The sequence below is a fragment of the Pseudomonas sp. TH49 genome (genome assembly GCF_016650625.1).
Taxonomy (GTDB): domain Bacteria; phylum Pseudomonadota; class Gammaproteobacteria; order Pseudomonadales; family Pseudomonadaceae; genus Aquipseudomonas; species Aquipseudomonas fluorescens_H.
In genome coordinates this window covers 3704451-3726442 of record NZ_JAEKFL010000001.1, presented here as the reverse complement: position 1 = coordinate 3726442, position 21992 = coordinate 3704451, and the positions used below count along the sequence as shown (strand labels likewise).

At 60.6% G+C, this 21992-nt stretch carries 17 protein-coding genes; 9 read left to right on the top strand and 8 right to left on the bottom strand.

The genetic code is table 11. The annotated features are described in order from the left end of the window. Nucleotides 1-8 precede the first annotated feature (8 nt). Nucleotides 9-272, top strand: coding sequence for a DUF4404 family protein (locus JFU48_RS16905; RefSeq protein ID WP_103485781.1), 264 nt, complete (start codon nucleotides 9-11; stop codon nucleotides 270-272). Between the two features lie 172 nt (nucleotides 273-444). Here JFU48_RS16905 and queF read toward each other — a convergent pair whose 3' ends face one another. Both queF and copI read right to left on the bottom strand, forming a co-directional pair. Further along, complete coding sequence (queF, locus tag JFU48_RS16900; RefSeq protein WP_201136998.1) at nucleotides 445-1275, bottom strand: NADPH-dependent 7-cyano-7-deazaguanine reductase QueF; 831 nt, start codon at nucleotides 1273-1275, stop codon at nucleotides 445-447. Between the two features lie 61 nt (nucleotides 1276-1336). Next, nucleotides 1337-1870 carry a copper-resistant cuproprotein CopI gene (gene copI / locus JFU48_RS16895; RefSeq protein WP_201136997.1) on the bottom strand — a complete coding sequence of 178 codons (534 nt, stop codon included), beginning with the start codon at nucleotides 1868-1870 and terminating at the stop codon, nucleotides 1337-1339. A 154-nt stretch (nucleotides 1871-2024) separates the two neighbouring features. Between copI and JFU48_RS16890 the strand changes: the two genes are divergently transcribed. Together JFU48_RS16890 and JFU48_RS16885 are read left to right on the top strand one after the other, a co-directional pair. Next, nucleotides 2025-2705 carry a heavy metal response regulator transcription factor gene (locus JFU48_RS16890; RefSeq protein WP_201136996.1) on the top strand — a complete coding sequence of 227 codons (681 nt, stop codon included), beginning with the start codon at nucleotides 2025-2027 and terminating at the stop codon, nucleotides 2703-2705. After that, a complete protein-coding gene (locus JFU48_RS16885; RefSeq protein ID WP_201136995.1) occupies nucleotides 2705-4054 on the top strand; it encodes a heavy metal sensor histidine kinase in 1350 nt (449 codons plus the stop codon). Before JFU48_RS16890 ends, JFU48_RS16885 begins: the two co-directional genes overlap by 1 nt. A gap of 108 nt (nucleotides 4055-4162) precedes the next feature. Here JFU48_RS16885 and JFU48_RS16880 read toward each other — a convergent pair whose 3' ends face one another. The 3 genes from JFU48_RS16880 to JFU48_RS16870 form a co-directional block, all read right to left on the bottom strand. Then, nucleotides 4163-5407: a lipoprotein-releasing ABC transporter permease subunit gene (locus tag JFU48_RS16880; RefSeq protein WP_201136994.1), complete on the bottom strand. Its 1245-nt coding sequence runs from the start codon at nucleotides 5405-5407 to the stop codon at nucleotides 4163-4165. 63 nt (nucleotides 5408-5470) lie between these two features. After that, nucleotides 5471-6154, bottom strand: coding sequence for a lipoprotein-releasing ABC transporter ATP-binding protein LolD (gene lolD / locus JFU48_RS16875; protein ID WP_177327499.1), 684 nt, complete (start codon nucleotides 6152-6154; stop codon nucleotides 5471-5473). A gap of 7 nt (nucleotides 6155-6161) precedes the next feature. Continuing rightward, on the bottom strand, nucleotides 6162-7412 hold the full coding sequence (locus JFU48_RS16870) for a lipoprotein-releasing ABC transporter permease subunit (protein WP_003226577.1): 1251 nt from the start codon (nucleotides 7410-7412) through the stop codon (nucleotides 6162-6164). A gap of 94 nt (nucleotides 7413-7506) precedes the next feature. Between JFU48_RS16870 and JFU48_RS16865 the strand changes: the two genes are divergently transcribed. Beyond that, the gene (locus JFU48_RS16865) at nucleotides 7507-8088 is read left to right on the top strand and encodes a PilZ domain-containing protein (RefSeq protein WP_003226578.1); all 582 of its coding nucleotides are present in this window, start codon (nucleotides 7507-7509) and stop codon (nucleotides 8086-8088) included. A gap of 14 nt (nucleotides 8089-8102) precedes the next feature. Beyond that, nucleotides 8103-8825, top strand: a complete 723-nt coding sequence (locus tag JFU48_RS16860) for a glycerophosphodiester phosphodiesterase (protein WP_003226579.1) — start codon at nucleotides 8103-8105, stop codon at nucleotides 8823-8825. Nucleotides 8826-8867: 42 nt separating this feature from the next. Here JFU48_RS16860 and sthA read toward each other — a convergent pair whose 3' ends face one another. Together sthA and JFU48_RS16850 are read right to left on the bottom strand one after the other, a co-directional pair. Next, nucleotides 8868-10262 (bottom strand): Si-specific NAD(P)(+) transhydrogenase, encoded by a 1395-nt coding sequence (gene sthA / locus JFU48_RS16855; protein WP_003226580.1) that lies wholly within the window; start codon nucleotides 10260-10262, stop codon nucleotides 8868-8870. A 197-nt stretch (nucleotides 10263-10459) separates the two neighbouring features. Beyond that, a complete protein-coding gene (locus JFU48_RS16850) occupies nucleotides 10460-11476 on the bottom strand; it encodes an FAD:protein FMN transferase (protein ID WP_201136993.1) in 1017 nt (338 codons plus the stop codon). Nucleotides 11477-11822: 346 nt separating this feature from the next. Here JFU48_RS16850 and tcuC point away from each other — a divergent pair, with 346 nt between their 5' ends. Then, nucleotides 11823-13124, top strand: a complete 1302-nt coding sequence (gene tcuC / locus JFU48_RS16845; RefSeq protein ID WP_003226582.1) for an MFS transporter — start codon at nucleotides 11823-11825, stop codon at nucleotides 13122-13124. A 181-nt stretch (nucleotides 13125-13305) separates the two neighbouring features. Here the strand turns inward: tcuC and JFU48_RS16840 are convergent, their stop codons facing one another. Beyond that, entirely contained in the window at nucleotides 13306-14769 is a 1464-nt protein-coding gene (locus tag JFU48_RS16840) for a glyceraldehyde-3-phosphate dehydrogenase (RefSeq protein ID WP_003226583.1), read from the bottom strand. Nucleotides 14770-15123: 354 nt separating this feature from the next. On the opposite strand from JFU48_RS16840, the gene mfd reads away from it, so the two are divergent. Genes mfd through JFU48_RS16825 form a run of 3 tightly spaced genes read left to right on the top strand, consistent with a single transcriptional unit; the run spans nucleotide 15124 to nucleotide 21852 of the window. Then, a complete protein-coding gene (gene mfd, locus JFU48_RS16835; protein WP_103485789.1) occupies nucleotides 15124-18573 on the top strand; it encodes a transcription-repair coupling factor in 3450 nt (1149 codons plus the stop codon). Between the two features lie 10 nt (nucleotides 18574-18583). Continuing rightward, complete coding sequence (locus JFU48_RS16830) at nucleotides 18584-19150, top strand: CsiV family protein (protein WP_201136992.1); 567 nt, start codon at nucleotides 18584-18586, stop codon at nucleotides 19148-19150. 11 nt (nucleotides 19151-19161) lie between these two features. Continuing rightward, complete coding sequence (locus tag JFU48_RS16825; protein ID WP_201136991.1) at nucleotides 19162-21852, top strand: DEAD/DEAH box helicase; 2691 nt, start codon at nucleotides 19162-19164, stop codon at nucleotides 21850-21852. Nucleotides 21853-21992: the final 140 nt, after the last annotated feature.

Genomic DNA, 21992 nt, shown 5'->3' with positions numbered 1-21992 from the left:
ACCACACCATGCCCGCCCGTGAACTTCAAGAACAGCTCAATACCCTGCGCGAGCAACTGGAGCAGAATCCGCCGCTGTCCGAAGCCGAGCGTGAAGATCTGCGTGCGCTGATGGCGCAGATTGAATCGGAAATCAAACTGGAAACTGCCACTCAGGACGCGAGCATCGCCGACGGTGTGAACCTGGCGGTGGAACGCTTCGAAGTCGAACACCCGGCCATTGCCGGCACCCTGCGCAATATCGTCAATGCGCTGGGCAGCATGGGGATCTGATTCCCGCGCCATACAAAAAAGCCCTGCCATGTCTGGCAGGGCTTTTTCATATTCGTGATGTGAACACGGTCATTGTGGGAGCGGGCTTGCTCGCGAAAGCGGTGTGTCAGCCAATGCATCATCAACTGACACACCGCTTTCGCGAGCAAGCCCGCTCCCACCCTTCAGATGTTCATTGACGCACCAGGCGATGGTTCGGCAGTTGTACCGTTTCAGTGCTGCGATACGGGTTGATATCCAGCCCACCCCGACGCACATAGCGCGCAAACACCGTCAGTTTCTCTGGCTTCAGCAAACGTTGCAGGTCGAGGAAGATCCGCTCCACGCACTGTTCGTGGAAGTCCGAATGCTGGCGGAAACTGACGATGTACTCCAGCAGGCTCGCGTGATCCAGCGCCGCGCCGCGATATTCGACTACCACGCTGCCCCAGTCCGGCTGACTGGTCACCGGGCAATTGGATTTGAGCAGATGGCTGTGCACGCTCTCTTCGACAATCCGCGAATCATCGCAACGCAGCAGTTCCGGACGCGGATGCTCATAGTTGCTGACGCTGATATCCAGATCGTCGATGCACACGCCCGGCAACGCCACGACGCCTTCGGCTTCGACATCTTTCAGGCTGCGCACGCGCACGCCGACCGGTTTGCCGGCAGCGGCCGACAAGTCCTTGACCAGCGTCGCTTCCAGGCTGGTGATGTCGGCAAACGGCGTCTGGTTCAGCGAGTTCAGGTACAGCTTGAACGACTTCGATTCGATGATGTTCGGCGAATCCGCCGGAATGCTGAATTCACCGATCGCCACCACCGGTTTGCCCGATGGCAACAACCACGACAGTTCAAAGCAGTTCCAGAAATCCACGCCTTTATACGGCAAGGTTTCGGCGGTCAGGCCCAGCTCGGCCCATTTCGCGGTACGCGGAATCGGGAACAGCAGGGACGGCGTGTAAGTGGCGATGTATTCGCTGGATTTGCCCAGCGGCGAATGTTCGGCTGCGGGATGCATGGCGGAAACCTGACTGAAGAATCAGCGGATTCTATCAGCCTTTGCGCCCGCCTTTGAGTGCTTACTGACTGACAGTCAGTTTGCCGACCATGCCCGCCTGGTAGTGACCGGGAATATTGCAGGCAAATTCCAGGCTGGTGGCTTTGCTGAAGGTCCAGGTCAGCTCGGCGGTCTTGCCCGGCTCGACCAGCACGCTGTTGGGGTCGTCGTGCTTCATGCCGTGGTCCATGCTGCCGTGATCCATGCCGGCCATGTCGTGGGACATTTCTTTCATGCCGGTAGGCGTGAGCATGCCGCTTTGCTGCATCTGCAACATTTCCTGCTGATGCCTGGCATGCATCGCCGCGTCGCCGAGGTTGAATTCGTGCAACAACTGGCCTTTATTCACCAGCACAAAGCGAACCGTCTCACCGGCCTTGACCTGAATCGCCTTCGGCTCGAACGACATGTCGTTCAGCACCACCTCGATGTTGCGGCTGGCCTTGGCCGCTGGCGCCGGCTGGCCGAAGTCATAGCTGTGCGCGGGTGCGGCCCAGACAGGTGAACTCAGCGCCAGCAAACAGGCGGCGACGGCCAGAGGGTTGCGCAAAAACATAGTCATACTCCAACAAGAAAAGGTTCAGCCTGTGGGAAACTCTAGCCCGCCTGCGCTGGCAGCTACCTGACAGACAGATTACAACTTTGTCAGGTTGGCGCCTGTCGCCTGCTCTCACGGTATAACGCTTTCGTTTCTACAACCCGAGCCGCCCATGAAACTGCTGATCGTCGAAGACCAACCGAAAACCGGCCACTATCTGCGCCAGGGCCTGACCGAGGCCGGGTTCAACACAGAGCTGGTGGCCGACGGCAACAGCGGTCAGCAACTGGCCTTGAGCGGCGATTATGCGCTGCTGATTCTCGACGTGATGCTGCCCGGGCGCAGCGGTTGGCAGATCCTGCATGCGGTGCGCACTGCCGGCCTCGACACGCCGGTACTGTTTCTGACCGCCAAAGATGCCGTGGAAGACCGGGTTCACGGCCTCGAACTCGGCGCCGACGATTATCTGGTCAAGCCCTTCGCCTTCTCCGAACTGCTGGCCCGGGTGCGCAGCCTGCTGCGCCGGGGCAGCGCCCTGCCCCAGGAAACCAGTCTGCAACTGGCCGATCTGCGTCTGGACCTGATTCGCCGCCGGGTCGAACGCAGCGGTCAGCGCATCGACCTGACCGCCAAGGAGTTCGCCCTGTTGGAAATGCTTCTGCGCCGTCAGGGTGAAGTGCTGCCGAAATCGCTGATTGCCTCGCAAGTCTGGGACATGAACTTCGACAGCGACACCAACGTGATCGAAGTGGCGATCCGGCGCCTGCGCCTGAAGATCGACGATGACTTCACCAACAAACTGATCCACACCGTGCGCGGCATGGGTTACGTGCTTGAAGAGCGTCCGGCCTGATGCCTCGTCTGTCCCTGAGTTCGCGCCTGGCCTTGCTGTTTGCCGCCTGCACCGCCGTGGTCTCGCTGTTCGCCGGGGTGTTGTTCAACCGCGCCAGCGAGGCGCACTTCATTGAGCTCGACCAGCAATTGCTCGACGGCAAGCTGATCGGTTTGCGCCGTGCCTTGCAGGATGTTCAGGCCAGCGAGAGTGAAACGCGGCTGGCCGATGAACTCAGCCGGCAGGCCGATCTTTCGCTGCGCATCACCGGGGCCGATGGCCAGCGCTGGTACGACAGCTCGATCAAGGTGCCACAGGACTTGCCGCAACAGCCCGGCTTGTCGACCATCAGCAATGACGGCATGGACTATCGCGTGCTCAACGCTCCGCTCTACCCGGACAAACCCGATACGCCCCAACTGACACTGCTGCTGGACATCACCCATCACCAGCACTTTTTGCAACGCATGCAGCACCTGATCTGGCTGACCGTCGGGCTGTCGGCGCTGGCCACCGCGCTGCTCGGCGCCTGGGCTGCACGCAGCGGCTTGCGTCCGCTGCGGCGCATGAGTGCAGTGGCGCGTGGGATTTCCGCACATTCGCTCAACGCCCGACTGCCGGAAGCGCAAATGCCGCCAGAACTTGCGGAAATGGCCCACAGCTTCAACGCCATGCTCGGACGCCTCGACGACTCGTTTCAACGGCTGTCGGCGTTCTCTGCCGACATCGCCCATGAACTGCGCACACCGCTGTCGAACCTGCTGACCCACACCCAGGTCACCCTCACCCGCCCGCGACCGATCGAGGATTACCGCGAAGCCCTGCACAGCAATCTCGAAGAACTGCAATGGATGGCGCAACTGATCAATGACATGCTTTATCTGGCCAAGGCTGACCACGGTTTGCTGATGCCCAAGCGTGAGGCGCTGGAACTGGCGGATGAGAGCGATGTGCTGCTGGAGTTTTTTGCGCCATTGGCCGAGGACGCCGGGGTGACGCTGAGCCGCGAAGGTCATGCGCGCATGGAAGGTGATCGCAATATGTTGCGCCGGGCCTTGTCGAATCTGCTGGACAACGCGCTGCGCTTTACTCCGGCGACGGGCAGCGTGCGCTTGTCCATCGTCGATCAGCCGCACAGGGTGCAGGTGTCGGTGGAGAACAGTGGCGAAGGCATTTCAGCAGAACTGTTGCCACGGCTGTTTGACCGGTTTTATCGGGCGGATCCGGCGCGGCAGGAAGGCAGCAGTGAACATGCTGGGTTGGGGTTGGCGATTACCCAATCGATAGTCCGCGCGCATGGAGGGCAGATTCATTGCGAATCGGCTGCGGGGTGGACGCGGTTTGTGATTGAGTTGCCCAAGGGAGTCTGAGGCCAGCAGGTCCGGCCCCTTCGCGAGCAAGCCCGCTCCCACATTGGATCTGCGTCGTACACAAATCCCCTGTGGGAGCGGGCTTGCTCGCGAAGGCGGTATTGGCGCTTACGAATATCTCAACGCGTGAGCCGGCTCGATCTTCGCCGCCCGCAACGCCGGGTACACCGTCGCCAGGAAGCTCAGAATAAAGCCTGCCGAGCAGATCAACAGCACATCCCCGCCCTGCAATTCCGAAGGCAGGTTGCTGACGAAGTACACATCGGAACTGAAGATGTGCTGGCCGGTGACACGCTCGACCCAGCCAACCATTTCACTGACGTTGAGCGCCGCGATCACCCCGAGCACGCCGCCAATCAGTGTGCCGACAATGCCGATCACCGTGCCCTGCACCATGAAGATCGCCATGATCTGCCGTGGCGTGGCGCCGATGGTGCGCAGGATCGCGATGTCCGCGCCCTTGTCGTTCACCACCATGATCAGCGTGGCGATGATGTTGAACGCCGCCACGGCGACGATCATCAGCAACAGCAGGCCGATCAAGGTTTTTTCCATTTTCATCGCGCTGAACAGGCTGCCCTGGGTGTGGGTCCAGTCATCCGCCTTGAAGTCGGCACCGAGGCCCGCGGCGATGTCCGAGGAGACTTTCGGCGCGGCGTACAGGTCCTTCACCGCCAGGCGCACGCTCTGCACCTGATTCGGCTGCCAGTGCTGCATGGTCGCGGCATCGGCCACGTGGATCAGGCCCATCGAACCGTCCAGCTCGGCGCCGACCTTGAACACACCGACCACGTTCAAGCGCTGCATGCGTGGGGTGATCCCCCCCGGTGCGGTGCTGACTTCCGGGACGATCAGGGTGATCTTGTCGCCGACATTGAGACGGAAGCGCCGCGCGGTGATTTCACCGATCACCACACCGAACTCGCCGGGTTTCAGATCATCAAGACGACCCTGCACGATGTGCTGGGCCACGATCGACACCTTGCCTTCCTGGGCCGGATCGACACCGCTGATCTGGATTGGCTGCATCGAGCCCTTGTAGGACAGCATGCCTTCCATCTCGGTGAACGGCACGGCGGCGGTCACTTCGGGATTTTTCAGCGCGGCAGCGGCCACTGGCTGCCAGTCATCGATCGGCTTGACGCCAACGATGGTCGCGTGCGGCACCATGCCGAGGATGCGCGAGCTCATCTCACGCTGAAAACCGTTCATCACCGACAGCACCACGATCATCGCCAGCACGCCGAGGGCGAGCCCGATCATCGAAGTCATCGAGATGAACGAAACAAAGCGATTGCGGCGTTTGGCGCGGGTATAGCGCGTGCCGATAAAGATCGATAACGGTCTGAACATTCGCTGGGGCACCGTATAAAAATAAAAGACCCGATGCCTTTTCAGGCACCGGGTTTCGGTCGGTCAGATGGTGGTCAAGCAGCCTTCCTGCAATTGCAGGACGCGGTCCATCTGGCGGGCCAGGTTCATGTCGTGAGTCACCACCAGGAACGCGGTGCGCATCGAAGTGCTGAGTTCCAGCATCAAGTCCTGAATGCCTTCGGCGGTGTGCGAATCGAGGTTACCGGTCGGTTCGTCGAGCATCACCAGGCCTGGATTGTTCACCAGTGCACGGGCGATGGCCACACGCTGGCGCTCACCACCGGACAGCTCGGCCGGTTTGTGTTCCAGACGATGACCCAGACCTACGCGCTCGAGCAACGCCGTAGCGCGCTGACGTGCTTCCGGGATCGCAGTCTTGCCGATCAGCAACGGCATGCAGACGTTTTCCAGCGCGGTGAATTCCGGCAGCAAGTGGTGGAACTGGTACACGAACCCAAGGGCGCGGTTACGCAGCAGGCCACGCTTCTTCTCGCTCAGGGCCGACAGTTCTTCACCGTCGAGCCAGACGCTGCCCTCGGTCGGCGTATCGAGACCGCCCAGCAGGTTGAGCAAGGTGCTCTTGCCCGAGCCGGACTTGCCGACGATCGCGACACGCTCGCCCGGGTGCAACTCCAGTTGCAGACCGGCCAACACTTGCACCGACTCCGGGCCTTCCTCGTAGGATTTGCCGAGGTTGCGGCAGCTCAAGATTGCTTTATCACTCATGCCCGACTCACTCATAACGTAGCGCCTCCGCCGGCTGGGTGCGCGCGGCACGCCAGGCGGGATACAGGGTGGCGAGGAAACTCAGGACCAACGCAGCCGCGCAGACCATGACCACGTCCTGGCTCTGCACCTGCGACGGCAGGTAATCAATGAAATACACATCGGCGTTGAGGAACTTGTGGCCGATCAGCCCTTCGAGGGCGGAAATCGCCGCGCTGACGTTCAACGCCGCGAGAATCCCGACCACCGCGCCGATGGCGGTGCCGACCACGCCGATCACGGTGCCCTGCACCATGAACGTGCGCATGATCGTCCCCGGCGTAGCGCCGAGGGTGCGCAGAATGGCGATGTCGCTCTTCTTGTCGTTCACCACCATCACCAGCGTGGAAATGATGTTGAACGCAGCCACCGCGACGATCAGCAGCAACAGCAGCCCGATCATGGCTTTTTCCATGCGGATCGCCTGATACAGATTGCCGTGGGTGCGGGTCCAGTCGCGGGCGTAGTAATGGTCTTCGCCCAGTTGCTGGGCGATGGTCCAGGCCACGCGCGGCGCCTGGAACAGATCATCGAACTTCAACCGGATGCCCTGCACCTGATCAGGTTTCCAGCGGTGCATCTTCGCCAGATCCTGCAGGTTGGTGACGCCCAGATAGCCGTCCAGCTCACCGGCGCCGACATGAAAAATGCCGACCACGGTGAAACGCTTCATGCGCGGGAACATCCCGGCCGGGGTCACGCTGACCTCCGGCGCGACGAAGGTGACCTTGTCACCGAGGCCCACGCCGAGCTTGGTCGCAGCCTTGTCGCCGATGACGATGCCGAAGCTGCCCGGCGTCAGGTCGTCGAGTTTGCCCTGCTTCATGAAGTTGTCGATGATCGACACATTGCGCTCGAGCGCGGGGTCGATGGCGTTGAGCAACACCTTGGACACCTGGCCGTTGTTGGTCAGCAAACCCTGCATCTGAGTGAACGGCGCGACAGCCGTCACCTCCGGGTTGCGCTTGACCTTGGCGGCGAGGCTTTGCCAATCGTTGATCGGTTCGCCGGTTTCAAGAGTCGCGTGGGGCACCATGCCCAACACGCGGGTGCGCATCTCATGATCGAAGCCGTTCATCACCGATAGCACCACGATCATCACGACCACGCCAAGGGCGAGCCCGATCATCGAAGTCAGGGAAATGAATGACACAAAATGATTGCGACGCTTTGCACGGGTATAACGCGTGCCGATAAATACGAAGAGAGGTCTGAACATGTCGGGGCTTGTTCGGAGGGAAAAGGAACGTCCTTGTGGCGGGGGTCGATAACCAGCTTTACACTCAGACCACCGCCGCTACCATGGGTTCGCCATGTCGACATTAGATGAAGAAGATCGCCGCGAATACTACCGTATCGAGGACACGATCGCACTGGAAATTCGGCCCCTGTCCGCTCCCGAAGCCGCTGGCCAGGAAGTGTTGCAGGATGCTTCCCCGCTGTTCAACCTGCTCAGCGAACTGCACCTGAGCGAATTCGAGTCGCAGCACCTGTTGCGCCAGATCAGCGAGCGCGACCGGGCCATCGCCGCGTTCCTCAAATCCCAGAACAAACGTATCGACCTGCTCAGCCAGGTGGTCGCCCTGACCGTGCTCGGCCATATCGGCGAGCCGCAACCGGTGATCATCTCCGAAGGCGGGATCGATTTTCAGCACCCGACCGCGCTGGCCACTGGCGCACACCTGTCGGTGAAACTGGTGCTGATGCCGCAGGCGCTGGGCCTGCTGCTGCGCGCCCGCGTCACCCATTGCGACCGCAAGGGCGATGGCTACGACGTCGGCACCGAGTTCGAACACTTGACCGACGCCCAGCGCCAGTTGCTCGCCCGCTATATCTTGCAGAAACAGGCCCAGGAACGACGCCTGGCCCGTGAACAGAACGAATCAGGCATTTAAATTAAGGAAGCACCGTGACCCTCATCTACGGCCACCGCGGCGCCAAGGGCGAAGCACCGGAAAACACCCTGACCAGTTTTCAGGAATGTCTCAAGCACGGCGTACGCCGTTGCGAACTGGATCTGCACCTGTCGAAGGACGGCGAGCTGATGGTGATCCACGACCCGACCCTCAAGCGCACCACCGACCGGCGCGGCAAGGTGGTCGAGCACACCGCCGCCGAACTGGTGACCTACGACGCGCGCAAGGGCGGCCCGGGCTGGATCAAGCCGTGCCCGATTCCAACACTGGAAGAATTGTTCGAGAAGTGTGATTTCGAGCACTGGCAGCTGGAAGTCAAAAGTGCATCGCGCACCCGCGCGGCGACCACCGTGCTGGCGATTCGCGAGATGGCCCAGCGTCATGGTTTGCTGGACAAGGTCACCATTACTTCGAGTTCGCGGGAAGTGCTGAAGGCGGCGCTGGATCTGGTGCCGGACGTGTCGCGGGGGCTGGTGGCCGAATACGCCTGGCTCGACCCGCTAAAGGTCGCGGCCAGCTATGGCTGTGAGATTCTGGCTCTGAACTGGACGCTGTGTACGCCGGAACGCCTGCAGAAGGCGCAGCGTCAGGGGCTGCATGTCTCGGTGTGGACCGTCAACGAGCCTGCGCTGATGCGCAGACTCGCCGACTTCGGCGTTGACAGCCTGATTACAGACTTTCCCGGTTTGGCCACTGCCACCCTCGAGAATTGCTGAAATCGGTCTCCCCGGCCGGCTCAGGCCACCGGCCGGAGCCCGTCAAAAAAGCCGGTTGAGGCCGTCGTACGCCGCTACCCGATAGGCTTCGGCCATGGTCGGGTAGTTGAACGTGGTGTTGACGAAGTACTTCAGGGTGTTCAACTCGCCCGGCTGGCTCATGATCGCCTGACCGATGTGCACGATCTCCGACGCCTGATAACCGAAGCAGTGAACGCCCAGCACTTCCAGGGTTTCACGGTGGAACAGGATCTTCAGCATGCCTTGCGGCTCGCCGGCGATCTGTGCACGCGCCATGCTCTTGAAGAACGCCTTGCCGACTTCATACGGCACCTTGGCCTGGGTCAGCTCCTGCTCGTTCTTGCCGATCGAGCTGATCTCCGGAATGGTGTAGATGCCGGTCGGCACATCGTTCACAAAGCGCCAGCTACCGTTATCAACGATGCTGCCGGCAGCCGAACGACCCTGGTCGTGGGCCGCACTGGCCAGGCTCGGCCAGCCGATCACGTCGCCGGCGCCGTAGATGTTCGGCACGCAAGTGCGGTAGGCCTCGTCGACTTCGATCTGGCCACGGCTGTTGACCTTGACGCCGATGTTTTCCAGACCGAGCTGGTCGGTGTTGCCAGTACGGCCGTTGCACCAGAGCAAGGCGTCGGCCTTGATCTTCTTGCCGGACTTCAGGTGCAGGATCACACCGTTGTCCACACCTTCAACGCGATCGTAGTCCTCGTTGTGGCGCACAGTGATGTTGTTGTTGCTGAAGTGGTAGCTCAACGCCTGGGAGATTTCCGAGTCGAGGAAGCTCAGCAACTGACCACGGTTGTCCACCAGCTCAACCAGTACCCCCAGACCGCTGAAGATCGAGGCGTATTCGCAACCGATCACGCCGGCGCCGTAAACGATCAGTTTGCGCGGGGTGTGGCCGAGGCTGAGGATGGTGTCGCTATCGTAGATACGCGGGTGATTGAAATCGATGTCCGCCGGACGATACGGGCGCGAACCGGTGGCGATGATGATGTGCTTGGCCACCAGCTTCTCGACCACACCGTTGGCGCAGACCACTTCGATGGTTTGCTCGTCAGCGAAGCTGCCGGTGCCGAAGAACACGTCGACGCGGTTACGGGCGTAGTAGCCGGTACGCGAAGCGACTTGTTTGGAAATGACTTTCTCGGCGCTTTTCAACACGTCCGGGAAGGAGAACCAGCGCGGCTCGCCGATCGCCCGGAACATCGGGTTGGTGTTGAACTGCATGATCTGCCGGACCGAGTGACGCAGGGCCTTGGACGGGATGGTTCCCAGGTGGGTGCAGTTACCGCCGACCTGACGACGGCTATCGACCATCGCCACCTTGCGCCCTGCTTTGGCGGCGTTCATTGCCGCACCTTCTCCCGCTGGGCCGGAACCCAACACCACCACGTCGTAGTTGTAGACAGCCATGCGTACTCCTCAGAACAGGCCGCGGTGCCAGCAGCACCGGCGGCTAAATCACGCCGAATCGCGGCGCGAAGGAACAATTGGGGGTCAGTAAAGAACCCGGACACAGTCTATAGAAGCGTCAACGCCGCGCACATTAACCCTTGGTCGCGTCGTAGGCTACTTTTGCCTGCACTACAACGCCAGCTTTCGTACTGTTTTCAGTCAACTTTTGCGTGATTGAGGCGCTCGAAAGCCGTACTGGTGCGGATAACGAAACCTGTATCGGCACGAATGACGAAGAATGCACCAATGTCATGTTTTTCGGCATAGTCCCAAGCCCTTTCAGGCCCGAGAATCAGCAACAGCGTCGATAGTCCATCGGCCATCAACGCTGAAGGATGAATCACCGTGACCGACGCCAGGTTGTGTAGGACCGGCGCCCCGCTACGCGCATCGAAGGTGTGGGAATAGCGCCGGCCATCCTGCAGGAAATAGTTGCGGTAATCACCGGAGGTGGAAACGCCGTAGCCGTCGACCCGAATGATCCGTTCGGCCACCTGTTGATCGTCTCGCGGTTCTTCCAGCGCAATACGCCAGGAGGAGCCATCAAGCTTCTTGCCCTTGGCCTTTAGCTCACCGGTGGCTTCGGCGAGATAGTCATGGATCCCCATCGACTCGAGCCTGGCTGCGATGGTGTCGACGGCGTAACCGGCGGCGATGCTGTTGAAGTCGACTTCGACCGGCGCATCCTTGCACAAGCGGTCGCCGTCGATATGCAAATGGTGGTAGCCGACCCGCTCAAGGGTTTCGGACAGTGCGGCGGGACTGGGGACTTTCTCTTCACGCCCTTGCGGGCCGAACCCCCACAGGTTCATCAGCGGCTCGACGGTCAGGTCGTAGGAACCTTCGCTTTGCTCTGACAGCTGTTCGCCGACACGGACCAATTCGAGCACGGCAGCCGGCATGGTCTGACAGCTGTTCGCCGGCAAAGCATTGAAGCGCTCGATGTCTGAGTCACTGCGATAGGTCGACATCTGCTGATCGACGTCGGTGAGGATTTTTTCCACTTCAAGCTGGACCTGCGCGACCTCGGGAAGACCGGCGTGGCGCACATACTTGATTGAATAGGTGCTGCCCATGGTCGGGCCGCCGAAGCTTTCCATGGAATCGCCGTTGCCGCAGCCGGACAAAGTGCCCACCAGCAGCAAAAGGCCAATCAGCCTCCCTATAGACAAATCCCCTACTCCCCACACAAAGCTGAAGATTATGCGCCAGAACCTGTAGGAGCTGCCGAGTGAAACGAGGCTGCGATCTTTTGATCCTGACCTTTTAAATCAAGATCAAAAGATCGCAGCGTTCCGCAGCTCCTACATGAGTTCTTCATTCGCCAGTCAGGCACCAAACGCCCCTGCTAATGGCTATATCGTTTAAGCAGTGCCCTAACCAATTGTTGCCTAACGTTCTTTATACACATATGGTTACAAAACTGTTCACGGGTACTGCCTGAGTTTGCCGCGTGACGGCGAGGACGTGTCTAGTTCAGGGATTTCCAATAAGACAGCCAACAGAGAGTACGAACCAATGTCCTCCACCACGGGCAAAGGCAAAGCGATTTTTCGCGTTGTCAGCGGCAATTTTCTCGAGATGTTCGACTTTATGGTCTACGGCTTCTACGCCACGGCCATTGCCAAAACCTTCTTCCCGGCCGACAGCGCCTTCGCTTCCCTGATGCTCTCCCTGGCGACGTTCGGTGCCGGCTTCCTGATGCGTCCGCTGGGAGCGATTTTCCTCGGTGCCTATATCGACCGCCATGGCCGTCGCCAGGGTCTGATCATTACGTTGGCGCTGATGGCTGCCGGTACGGTGCTGATTGCCTGTGTCCCCGGCTACGCCACCCTCGGCGTCGCCGCCCCGCTGATCGTGCTATTCGGTCGTTTGCTGCAAGGCTTCTCGGCCGGCGTCGAGCTGGGCGGTGTTTCGGTGTACCTGGCGGAAATCGCCACACCGGGCCGCAAGGGCTTTTTCGTCAGTTGGCAGTCGGCAAGCCAGCAAGCAGCGGTGGTCTTTGCCGGCCTGCTCGGGGTGGGTCTCAACCACTGGCTGAGCCCGGAACAGATGGGTGACTGGGGCTGGCGCGTGCCGTTCCTGATCGGCTGCATGATCGTTCCGGTGATCTTCGTGATTCGTCGCTCGCTGGAAGAAACGCCGGAATTCCAGGCGCGTAAACATCGCCCTACCCTGCGCGAAATCGTCCGTTCGATCGGTCAGAACTTTGGCATCGTCATCGCCGGCATGGCGCTGGTGGTGATGACCACGGTTTCGTTCTACCTGATCACCGCCTACACCCCGACCTTCGGCAAGGCCGAACTGCATCTGTCGGACTTCGACGCGCTGCTGGTGACCGTGTGCATCGGCCTGTCGAACTTCTTCTGGCTGCCAGTGATGGGCTCGGTATCTGACAAGATCGGTCGCAAACCCCTACTGCTGGCGGCGACCATTCTGGCAATCCTGACCGCTTATCCTGCATTGTCGTGGCTGGTGGCGAACCCGAGCTTCAGTCATTTGCTGATCGTCGAACTGTGGCTGTCGTTCCTGTACGGCTCGTACAACGGGGCGATGGTGGTGGCGCTGACCGAAATCATGCCGGTGGAAGTGCGCACGACCGGGTTCTCGCTGGCCTATAGCCTGGCGACGGCGACCTTTGGCGGCTTTACGCCAGCGGCCTGTACTTACCTGATCCATGTGCTGGACAACAAGGCTGCGCCGGGGATCTGGCTCAGCGGTGCGGCGGTGCTGGGGCTGATTGCGACGCTGGTGCTGTTCCGTGGCAACAAGCATGAGCTGCGGACTGCGCAGGCCTCGATAGTCGGTGGCGCCCGATAGGACGCCTTCGGGAGCAAGCCCCCTCCCACAGTGTCCGGTGGTGCCAACACGATGATGTGAACACCGCCAAACCTGTGGGAGGGGGCTTGCTCCCGAAGAGGCCGGTACAGGCAATAGAGATTCAGCAGGCATAAAAAAACGCCCCGACCAAAGTCGGGGCGTTTTCATTTGCAGCTAAGGCTTAGCGCGGGAACGCTGGCGGGTTTACACCGGCCATGTCTTCCATCACGCGAACCACCTGGCAGCTGTAGCCGAACTCGTTGTCGTACCAGACGTACAGAACAACGCGGTTGTCCTGAACGATGGTTGCTTCAGCATCGACCACACCGGCGTGACGCGAACCCACGAAGTCAGTGGACACCACTTCCTGCGAGTTGACGAAGTCGATTTGCTTGTGCAGATCGGAGTGCAGCGCCATGTAGCGCAGGTACTCGTTCATCTCTTCACGGCTGGCGGCTTTCTCAAGGTTCAGGTTGAGAATGGCCATCGACACGTTTGGCGTCGGAACGCGGATCGCGTTACCGGTCAGCTTGCCAGCCAGCTCAGGCAGGGCCTTGGCAGCAGCGGTGGCAGCACCGGTCTCGGTGATCACCATGTTCAGCGCGGCGGAACGGCCACGGCGATCGCCCTTGTGGAAGTTGTCGATCAGGTTCTGGTCGTTGGTGTACGAGTGAACGGTTTCGACGTGACCGTTGATGATGCCGAACTTGTCATTCACAGCCTTCAGCACCGGCACGATGGCGTTGGTGGTGCAGGAAGCGGCGGACACGATCTTGTCGTCAGCGGTGATTTCGTTGTGGTTGATACCGTGAACGATGTTCTTCAGCTTGCCTTTGCCAGGCGCGGTCAGAACAACGCGAGCAACACCCGGGCATTGCAGGTGCTGACCCAGGCCATCGGCGTCACGCCATACACCGGTGTTGTCCACCAGCAGCGCGTCTTTGATGCCGTACTGGGTGTAATCCACCTCGGTCGGGTTCTTCGCGTAGATCACCTGGATCAGGTTACCGTTGGCGGTGATGGTGTTGTTTTCTTCGTCGATGACGATGGTGCCGTTGAACGGGCCGTGTACCGAATCGCGACGCAGCAGGCTGGCGCGCTTGGTCAGGTCGTTTTCAGCGCCCTTGCGCACGACGATGGCACGCAGACGCAGACCGTCGCCACCACCGGTTTTCTCGATCAGGATGCGCGCCAGCAGACGGCCGATACGACCGAAGCCGTACAGCACAACGTCAGTGCCTTTACGGGCCGAAGCGTTTTGCTGACCAACCACGTCAGCCAGTTCTTCACGAACGAACTGCTCGGCGCTGCGGCCATTGCCTTCGCTGCGGAATTTGAACGCCAACTTGCCCAGGTCTACCGAAGCCGCGCCGAGCTTGAGCTCGCTCATGGCTTTAAGCAGAGGGAATGTTTCGTGGACGGAGAGTTCGCTATCGTCGGAGGAACGGTGGCGAGCAAAGCGGTGAGCTTTGAGAATCGCGATGACAGACTGGTTGATCAGGCTGCGGCCATAGATCGAGCTCACCACGTTGTTATTGCGGTAGAGCTGACCGATAAGCGGAATCATCGCTTCTGCGAGTGCTTCACGGTCGATCCATTCACCAAGACACTGGTCGGGCTTCTGAGTCACGGGAACCTTCCACATGTAGGGGCAGAAAAAAGGGGCTACATTATGCCGCCGAGAACCTCTTGTAGCAATGCGCGCTTGTCGCGCAATCGGTAACAAAATACCGTTCAAAAAAATTACGCCCCGCGCCAGCCCAGTAAAACCGGGGCTTTCAGCGCAGTCAATTTTTCGACGACTGTTAGACGATGTCTGTAACCCTCCGTAACACCAGTCGATTTCGGCACTACATAACCACTAAAAAAGTGCTCGTTTTTATGGTTACCACTACATTTCGCGCAAACCGCGAAGATAGACGCAGTCTGCAACTGACAGGCGGCACCGGACGCCGCTACAATTACCGACTTTGTCGCAACGCCTGGAGCTCAACCTTCCGTGCCTGTTCTGCGTCTACCGCTTCTCCCTGCCGCGGCAGGTAAACAGCATTGGGGCAACTTGCCCGGTGCCGCCCTCAGCCTGGCGATTGCCGAGGCTGCCAGCGCAGCCAAGCGCTTCACGCTGCTACTGACCGCCGACAGCCAGAGTGCCGAACGGCTGGAGCAGGAGCTGAGCTTCTTCGCCCCGGATTTGCCGGTTCTGCATTTTCCCGACTGGGAAACCCTGCCGTACGATCTGTTCTCGCCGCACCAGGACATCATTTCCCAGCGCATCGCCAGCCTATACAGGTTGCCGGAACTGGCGCACGGCGTGCTGGTGGTCCCGATCACCACCGCCCTGCACCGCCTGGCGCCAACCAAATTCCTGCTCGGCAGCAGTCTGGTGCTGGATGTCGGCCAGAAGCTCGATGTCGAACAGATGCGCTCGCGCCTGGAAGCCAGCGGCTATCGCTACGTCGATACGGTTTACGAGCACGGCGAGTTCACCGTACGCGGTGCGCTGATCGACCTGTTCCCGATGGGCAGCAAACTGCCCTATCGCATCGACCTGTTCGACGACGAAATCGAAACCCTGCGCACCTTCGATCCGGAAAACCAGCGTTCCATCGACAAGGTCGATTCGGTCAAGCTGCTGCCGGCCCGCGAGTTCCCGCTGCAGAAAGATGCAGTCACGCGCTTCAAGGCGCGCTTTCGCGAGCGTTTCGATGTCGACTTCCGACGCTGCCCGATCTTCCAGGACTTGAGCAGCGGCATCACCCCAGCCGGTATCGAGTACTACCTGCCGCTGTTCTTCGACGAAACCTCGACGCTGTTCGATTACCTGCCGCAGGACACTCAAGTGTTCTCGCTGCCGGGCATCGAACAAGCAGCAGAAAACTTCTGGAACGACGTGCGCAATCGCTACGAAGAGCGCCGCGTCGATCCATCGCGCCCTCTATTGCCGCCTGCGGAATTGTTCCTGCCGGTGGAAGACTGCTTCGCCCGCCTCAAGAGCTGGCCACGGGTCGTCGCCAGTCAGCAGGACGTCGAATCCGGTGCCGGCCGCGAGCGCTTCCCGGCGCAGGCACTGCCAAACCTGGCGATCGAAGCCAAGGCCACGCAACCGCTGGCGGCGCTCTCGGCGTTCCTCGATGAATTCCCCGGGCGTGTGCTGTTCACCGCCGAGTCCGCGGGCCGTCGTGAAGTCCTGCTGGAACTGCTGGAACGTCTGAAGCTGCGGCCGAAAACCGTCGACGGCTGGCCGGACTTCGTTTCGAGCAAGGATCGTCTGGCGATCACCATTGCGCCGCTCGACGAAGGCTTGATGCTCGATGACCCGGCGCTGGCGCTGGTGGCCGAGAGCCCGCTGTTCGGTCAGCGAGTCATGCAGCGCCGCCGTCGCGAAAAGCGCGCCGACGCCAACAACGATGCGGTGATCAAGAACCTCACCGAGCTGCGCGAAGGCGCACCGGTGGTGCACATCGACCACGGCGTCGGACGTTATCTCGGCCTGACGATTCTGGAGATCGACAATCAGGCGGCGGAATTCCTCACCCTGGAATACGCGGAGAACGCCAAGCTCTACGTGCCGGTGGCCAACCTGCATCTGATCGCCCGCTACACCGGCAGCGATGACGCGCTGGCGCCGTTGCACCGCCTCGGCTCCGAGACCTGGCAGAAAGCCAAGCGCAAAGCCGCCGAACAGGTGCGCGATGTCGCCGCTGAGCTGCTCGACATCTATGCCCGTCGTGCCGCCCGCGAAGGCTACGCGTTTGCCGACCCGAAAGCCGATTACGCGACGTTCAGCGCCGGTTTCCCGTTCGAAGAAACGCCGGACCAGCAAGCGACCATCGAAGCCGTGCGCGAAGACATGCTCGCGCCAAAGCCGATGGACCGTCTGGTCTGCGGCGACGTGGGTTTCGGCAAGACCGAAGTGGCAATGCGCGCCGCGTTCATCGCCGTGCACGGCGGACGCCAGGTAGCGATTCTGGTGCCGACCACCCTGCTCGCCCAGCAGCACTACAACAGCTTCCGCGACCGCTTCGCCGACTGGCCAGTGACCGTGGAAGTGATGAGCCGCTTCAAATCGGCCAAGGAAGTCAACGCGGCGATCGCCGATCTCGCGGAAGGCAAGATCGATATCGTCATCGGCACGCACAAGCTGCTGTCCGACGACGTGAAGATCAAAAACCTCGGTCTAGTGATCATCGATGAAGAACACCGCTTTGGTGTGCGGCAGAAAGAACAGCTCAAGGCCCTGCGCAGCGAAGTCGACATTCTCACGCTGACCGCCACGCCGATTCCGCGCACGCTGAACATGGCGGTGTCGGGCATGCGCGACCTGTCGATCATCGCCACGCCGCCGGCGCGACGCCTGTCGGTGCGCACCTTCGTCATGGAGCAGAACAAGAGCACGGTCAAAGAGGCCCTGCTGCGTGAACTGCTGCGTGGCGGTCAGGTTTACTACCTGCACAACGACGTGAAGACCATCGAGAAATGCGCGGCGGATCTCGCCGAACTGGTGCCGGAAGCGCGGATCGGTATCGGCCACGGGCAGATGCGCGAACGCGAACTCGAACAGGTGATGAGCGACTTCTATCACAAGCGCTTCAACGTGCTGATCGCCTCGACCATCATCGAGACCGGCATCGACGTGCCAAGCGCCAACACCATCATCATCGAGCGCGCCGACAAGTTCGGCCTGGCGCAATTGCACCAGTTGCGTGGACGCGTCGGGCGCAGTCACCACCAGGCCTATGCCTACCTGCTGACGCCGCCGCGCCAACAAATCACGTCTGATGCGGAAAAGCGTCTGGAAGCGATCGCCAATACCCAGGATCTTGGCGCTGGTTTCGTGCTGGCGACCAACGATCTGGAAATCCGTGGCGCCGGCGAATTGCTGGGCGATGGCCAGAGCGGGCAGATTCAGGCAGTCGGTTTCACCCTGTACATGGAAATGCTCGAGCGCGCAGTGAAGTCGATCCGCAAGGGCGAACAGCCGAACCTCGATCAACCGCTCGGCGGAGGCCCGGAGGTCAACCTGCGGGTGCCCGCGCTGATTCCGGAAGACTATCTGCCGGATGTTCACGCCCGTCTGATTCTGTACAAGCGCATCGCTTCGGCCACCGACGAGGAAGGCCTGAAGGATCTGCAAGTGGAGATGATCGACCGTTTCGGCCTGCTGCCTGAGCCGACCAAGAACCTGGTGCGCATTACCGCACTGAAGTTGCAGGCCGAGCAGTTGGGCATCAAGAAGGTCGACGGTGGGCCGCAGGGTGGACGTATCGAGTTCGCCGCGCAGACGCCGGTCGACCCGATGACCCTGATCAAACTGATCCAGACTCAGCCAAAACGCTACAAATTCGAAGGCGCCACGATGTTCAAGTTCCAGGTGCCGATGGAACGCCCGGAAGAGCGCTTTAATACTGTAGAGGCGCTGTTCGAGCGCCTCCTCCCGAAAACTGTTTGAAGGACGCCGCATGCGCCTGTTTCGCTCACTGACTTTGCTACTTGCCTTGGTAGCCCCTTCGGTTTTTGCCGATGACCTGTATCAGGTCGAAATGATTCTGGTGCGCCAGAACGCCGTGCCAGCGATTGTCAGCCGTGCCGCCCCGGAAGACTGGGCCGCCGGCGCTCAACGCCTGTGTGATGACAGCCTGCGCACACCCGCGCTCGGCGACGTTGCCAGCAAACTCAGCGCCAGCGGTGATTACAGCGTGCTGATGCACAAGGCCTGGCAGCAGACCCTCGGCGAAGCGCCGACCAAGGTGGCCGTCAGCGACGGCAAGGAACAGTTCGGCCAGTTCCCGATCGAGGGCACCCTGGAATTGAAACTCGGGCGCTTCACCGACGTGAACGCCGACTTCTGGGTCAACCAGATCGACGCCAACGGCATGGTCACCGCCAGCGAACGCCTGAAACAGGACAGCCACACCAAGAACGGCCAACTTAACTATCTCGATAACGGCCACCTGGCGCTGCTGATCAAGATCACCTCCCTGACGGCGCCCGCCCCTCGGCAAGCCCCTGAAGCGATTCCGGACTGATCGAAGTCCTTATGTCCCCGCCCCTGAGTAAACCGTTGGCACCCTCCTGGGTCAGCCGATTCAAGGAACAGAGCCTGGAGCGTGGCCGCCGCTACGCCCTGGAGAACCGGGTACGCATCGCACAGGTCGGCGATGCGACCATTACCGCCAGTTGCGAAGGCTCTGGCGGGAACGTCTACCGTCAGACCATTCACCTGCGCGAGTCAGCCAAAGACACCCTGTTGCTGGTTGACGCCACCTGCACCTGCCCGGTGCGCAACAACTGCAAACACTGCGCCGCGGTGCTGCTGCAAGTGCAGGAAACCCTCGAATACCCTGCCGCTGCGAAAGACGCCGAGCTGCTGGAAAAGCTCCAGGCAGTTTTGGAAAACCGCAGCCCCAAGGCGCCGCCGCAAGTGCTGGTGGACAACGTGCAACCGCTGCCGCGCCTGTGGCTGGCGAGTGTCGAGTTCAGCGCGTTCGAGCCGCGCAACGGCAAAATGCAGCGTTACATTCAGCATCGAGCGGCGCTGTCGTTCAGCTATCTGGATGAATACGTCAGCGGACAGAAAAACAGCGACATTCTGATTCGTCAGGAAAACCAGACCCTGCGGATAAAACGCCATCCGGAAGTGGAACAGTCCTACCGCGAACAGTTAAGAATCCTCGGCTTCCGTATCGCCACGCGCCAGAGCAAAGCGCTGCCGGAAAGCGCCGGCGAGCTGTACGAGATGGTCAACGACAGCGCCTGGCTGACGTTTACCCTCAACGAACTGCCGAAGCTGCGCACCCAAGGCTGGGAATTGCAGATCGACGACGAGTTCGGTTTCGACCTGACCGCCGTCGACGACTGGTACGCCACCGTCGAACAGGCGCCGGAGCGCGACTGGTTCGATCTGGAACTGGGGATCATCGTCAATGGTGAACGCCTGAGCCTGCTGCCGATCCTGCTCAACCTGATGCGTTCGCACACGGAAATCCTCAACCCGGAACGCCTGGCGCGGCGCCGCGATGACGAGCTGATTCTGGTCAATGTGCCGCAACGCAACAGTGAGCACGGGCCGTTGCAAGTGGCGCTGCCCCTTGGCCGACTAAAACCGGTACTGGCAACGCTGGGCGAGTTCTACTTGCAGGAGCCGGGCGAAACCACCCTGCGCCTGAGCAAGGCCGACGCCACGCGCCTCAATTCGCTGGAAGGCATTCCCCTGCTGTGGGAAGGCGGCGAGCAGATCCGCAGTTTCGCCCAACGCCTGCGCGACATTCGCGATTACACGGCCAAAGCGCCGAAGGGCTTGAACGCGACGTTGCGTCCTTATCAGCTCGAAGGCTTGAGCTGGATGCAGTCGCTGCGTCAGCTTGAGGTGGGCGGGATTCTGGCGGACGACATGGGCCTGGGCAAAACCCTACAGACCCTTGCGCATATTCTCAGTGAGAAAAACGCCGGACGCCTGGATCGACCGTGCATGGTGGTGATGCCCACCAGCCTGATCCCGAACTGGCTCGACGAAGCCGCGCACTTCACGCCGCAATTGAAAGTGGTCGCGCTGTACGGTGCCGGCCGCAAAAAGCATTTCGATCATCTGGCCGACTTCGACCTGATCCTCACCACATACGCGCTGCTGCCCAAGGACGTCGAACGGCTGGCACAACAGCCCTTGCACGTTCTGGTGCTCGACGAAGCCCAGTACATCAAGAACCCCAACAGCAAGGCCGCGCAGGCCGCTCGCGAACTCAACGCGCGCCAGCGCCTGTGCCTGAGTGGCACACCGCTGGAAAACCACCTCGGCGAGTTGTGGTCGTTGTTCCACTTTCTGCTGCCGGGCTGGTTGGGCGATGTCAAAAGCTTCAATGCCGACTACCGCGTGCCGATCGAAAAACGCGCCAGCGAAGTCAGGCTGCAGCACCTCAATGGGCGGATAAAACCGTTTCTGCTGCGCCGCACCAAGGAACAGGTGGCCACCGAACTGCCGCCCAAAACCGAGATCATCCACTGGGTCGATCTCAATGAGGCGCAGCGCGACGTTTACGAAACCATGCGCCTGGCGATGGACAAGAAAGTCCGCGACGAGATCACTCGCAAAGGCGTGGCGCGTAGCCAGATCATCATTCTTGAAGCCCTGCTCAAACTGCGTCAGGTCTGCTGCGATCTGCGCCTGGTCAACGACGCCACCCTGCCCGCCCGTGGCAGCACCTCGGGCAAACTCGACAGCCTGATGGAAATGCTCGAAGAGCTGTTCGAAGAAGGTCGGCGGATTCTGTTGTTCTCGCAGTTCACCTCGATGCTTTCACTGATCGAAGACGAACTGAAAAAACGCAACGTGGCCTACGCCTTATTGACGGGCCAGACCCGCGATCGGCGCACGCCGGTGAAGGAATTCCAGAGCGGCAAGCGTCAGATCTTTCTGATCAGCCTGAAGGCCGGCGGCGTCGGCTTGAACCTGACCGAAGCGGATACGGTGATCCATTACGATCCGTGGTGGAACCCTGCCACCGAGAACCAGGCGACTGACCGCGCGTATCGAATCGGCCAGGAGAAACCGGTGTTCGTCTACAAGATGATCGCCCGGGGCACAGTGGAAGAGAAGATTCAGCACCTGCAGAAGGAAAAGTCTGACCTGGCAGCGGGCGTACTGGATGGGCGCAAGGCCGGGGACTGGAAACTGCAGAGCGATGATATTGAAGCGCTGTTTGCGCCGTTACCGGACAAGTTCGACAAGCGTTGAGATGTGTTTTTTCCGATAAATTGCCATCGCTGGCCAGCCAGCTCCCACGGTGCTTTGCGTAGAGCACTATTTTGTGAACAATACAAAACCTGTGGGAGCTGGCTTGCCAGCGATGGGGCCATCAGATGTCGAACTCTGAC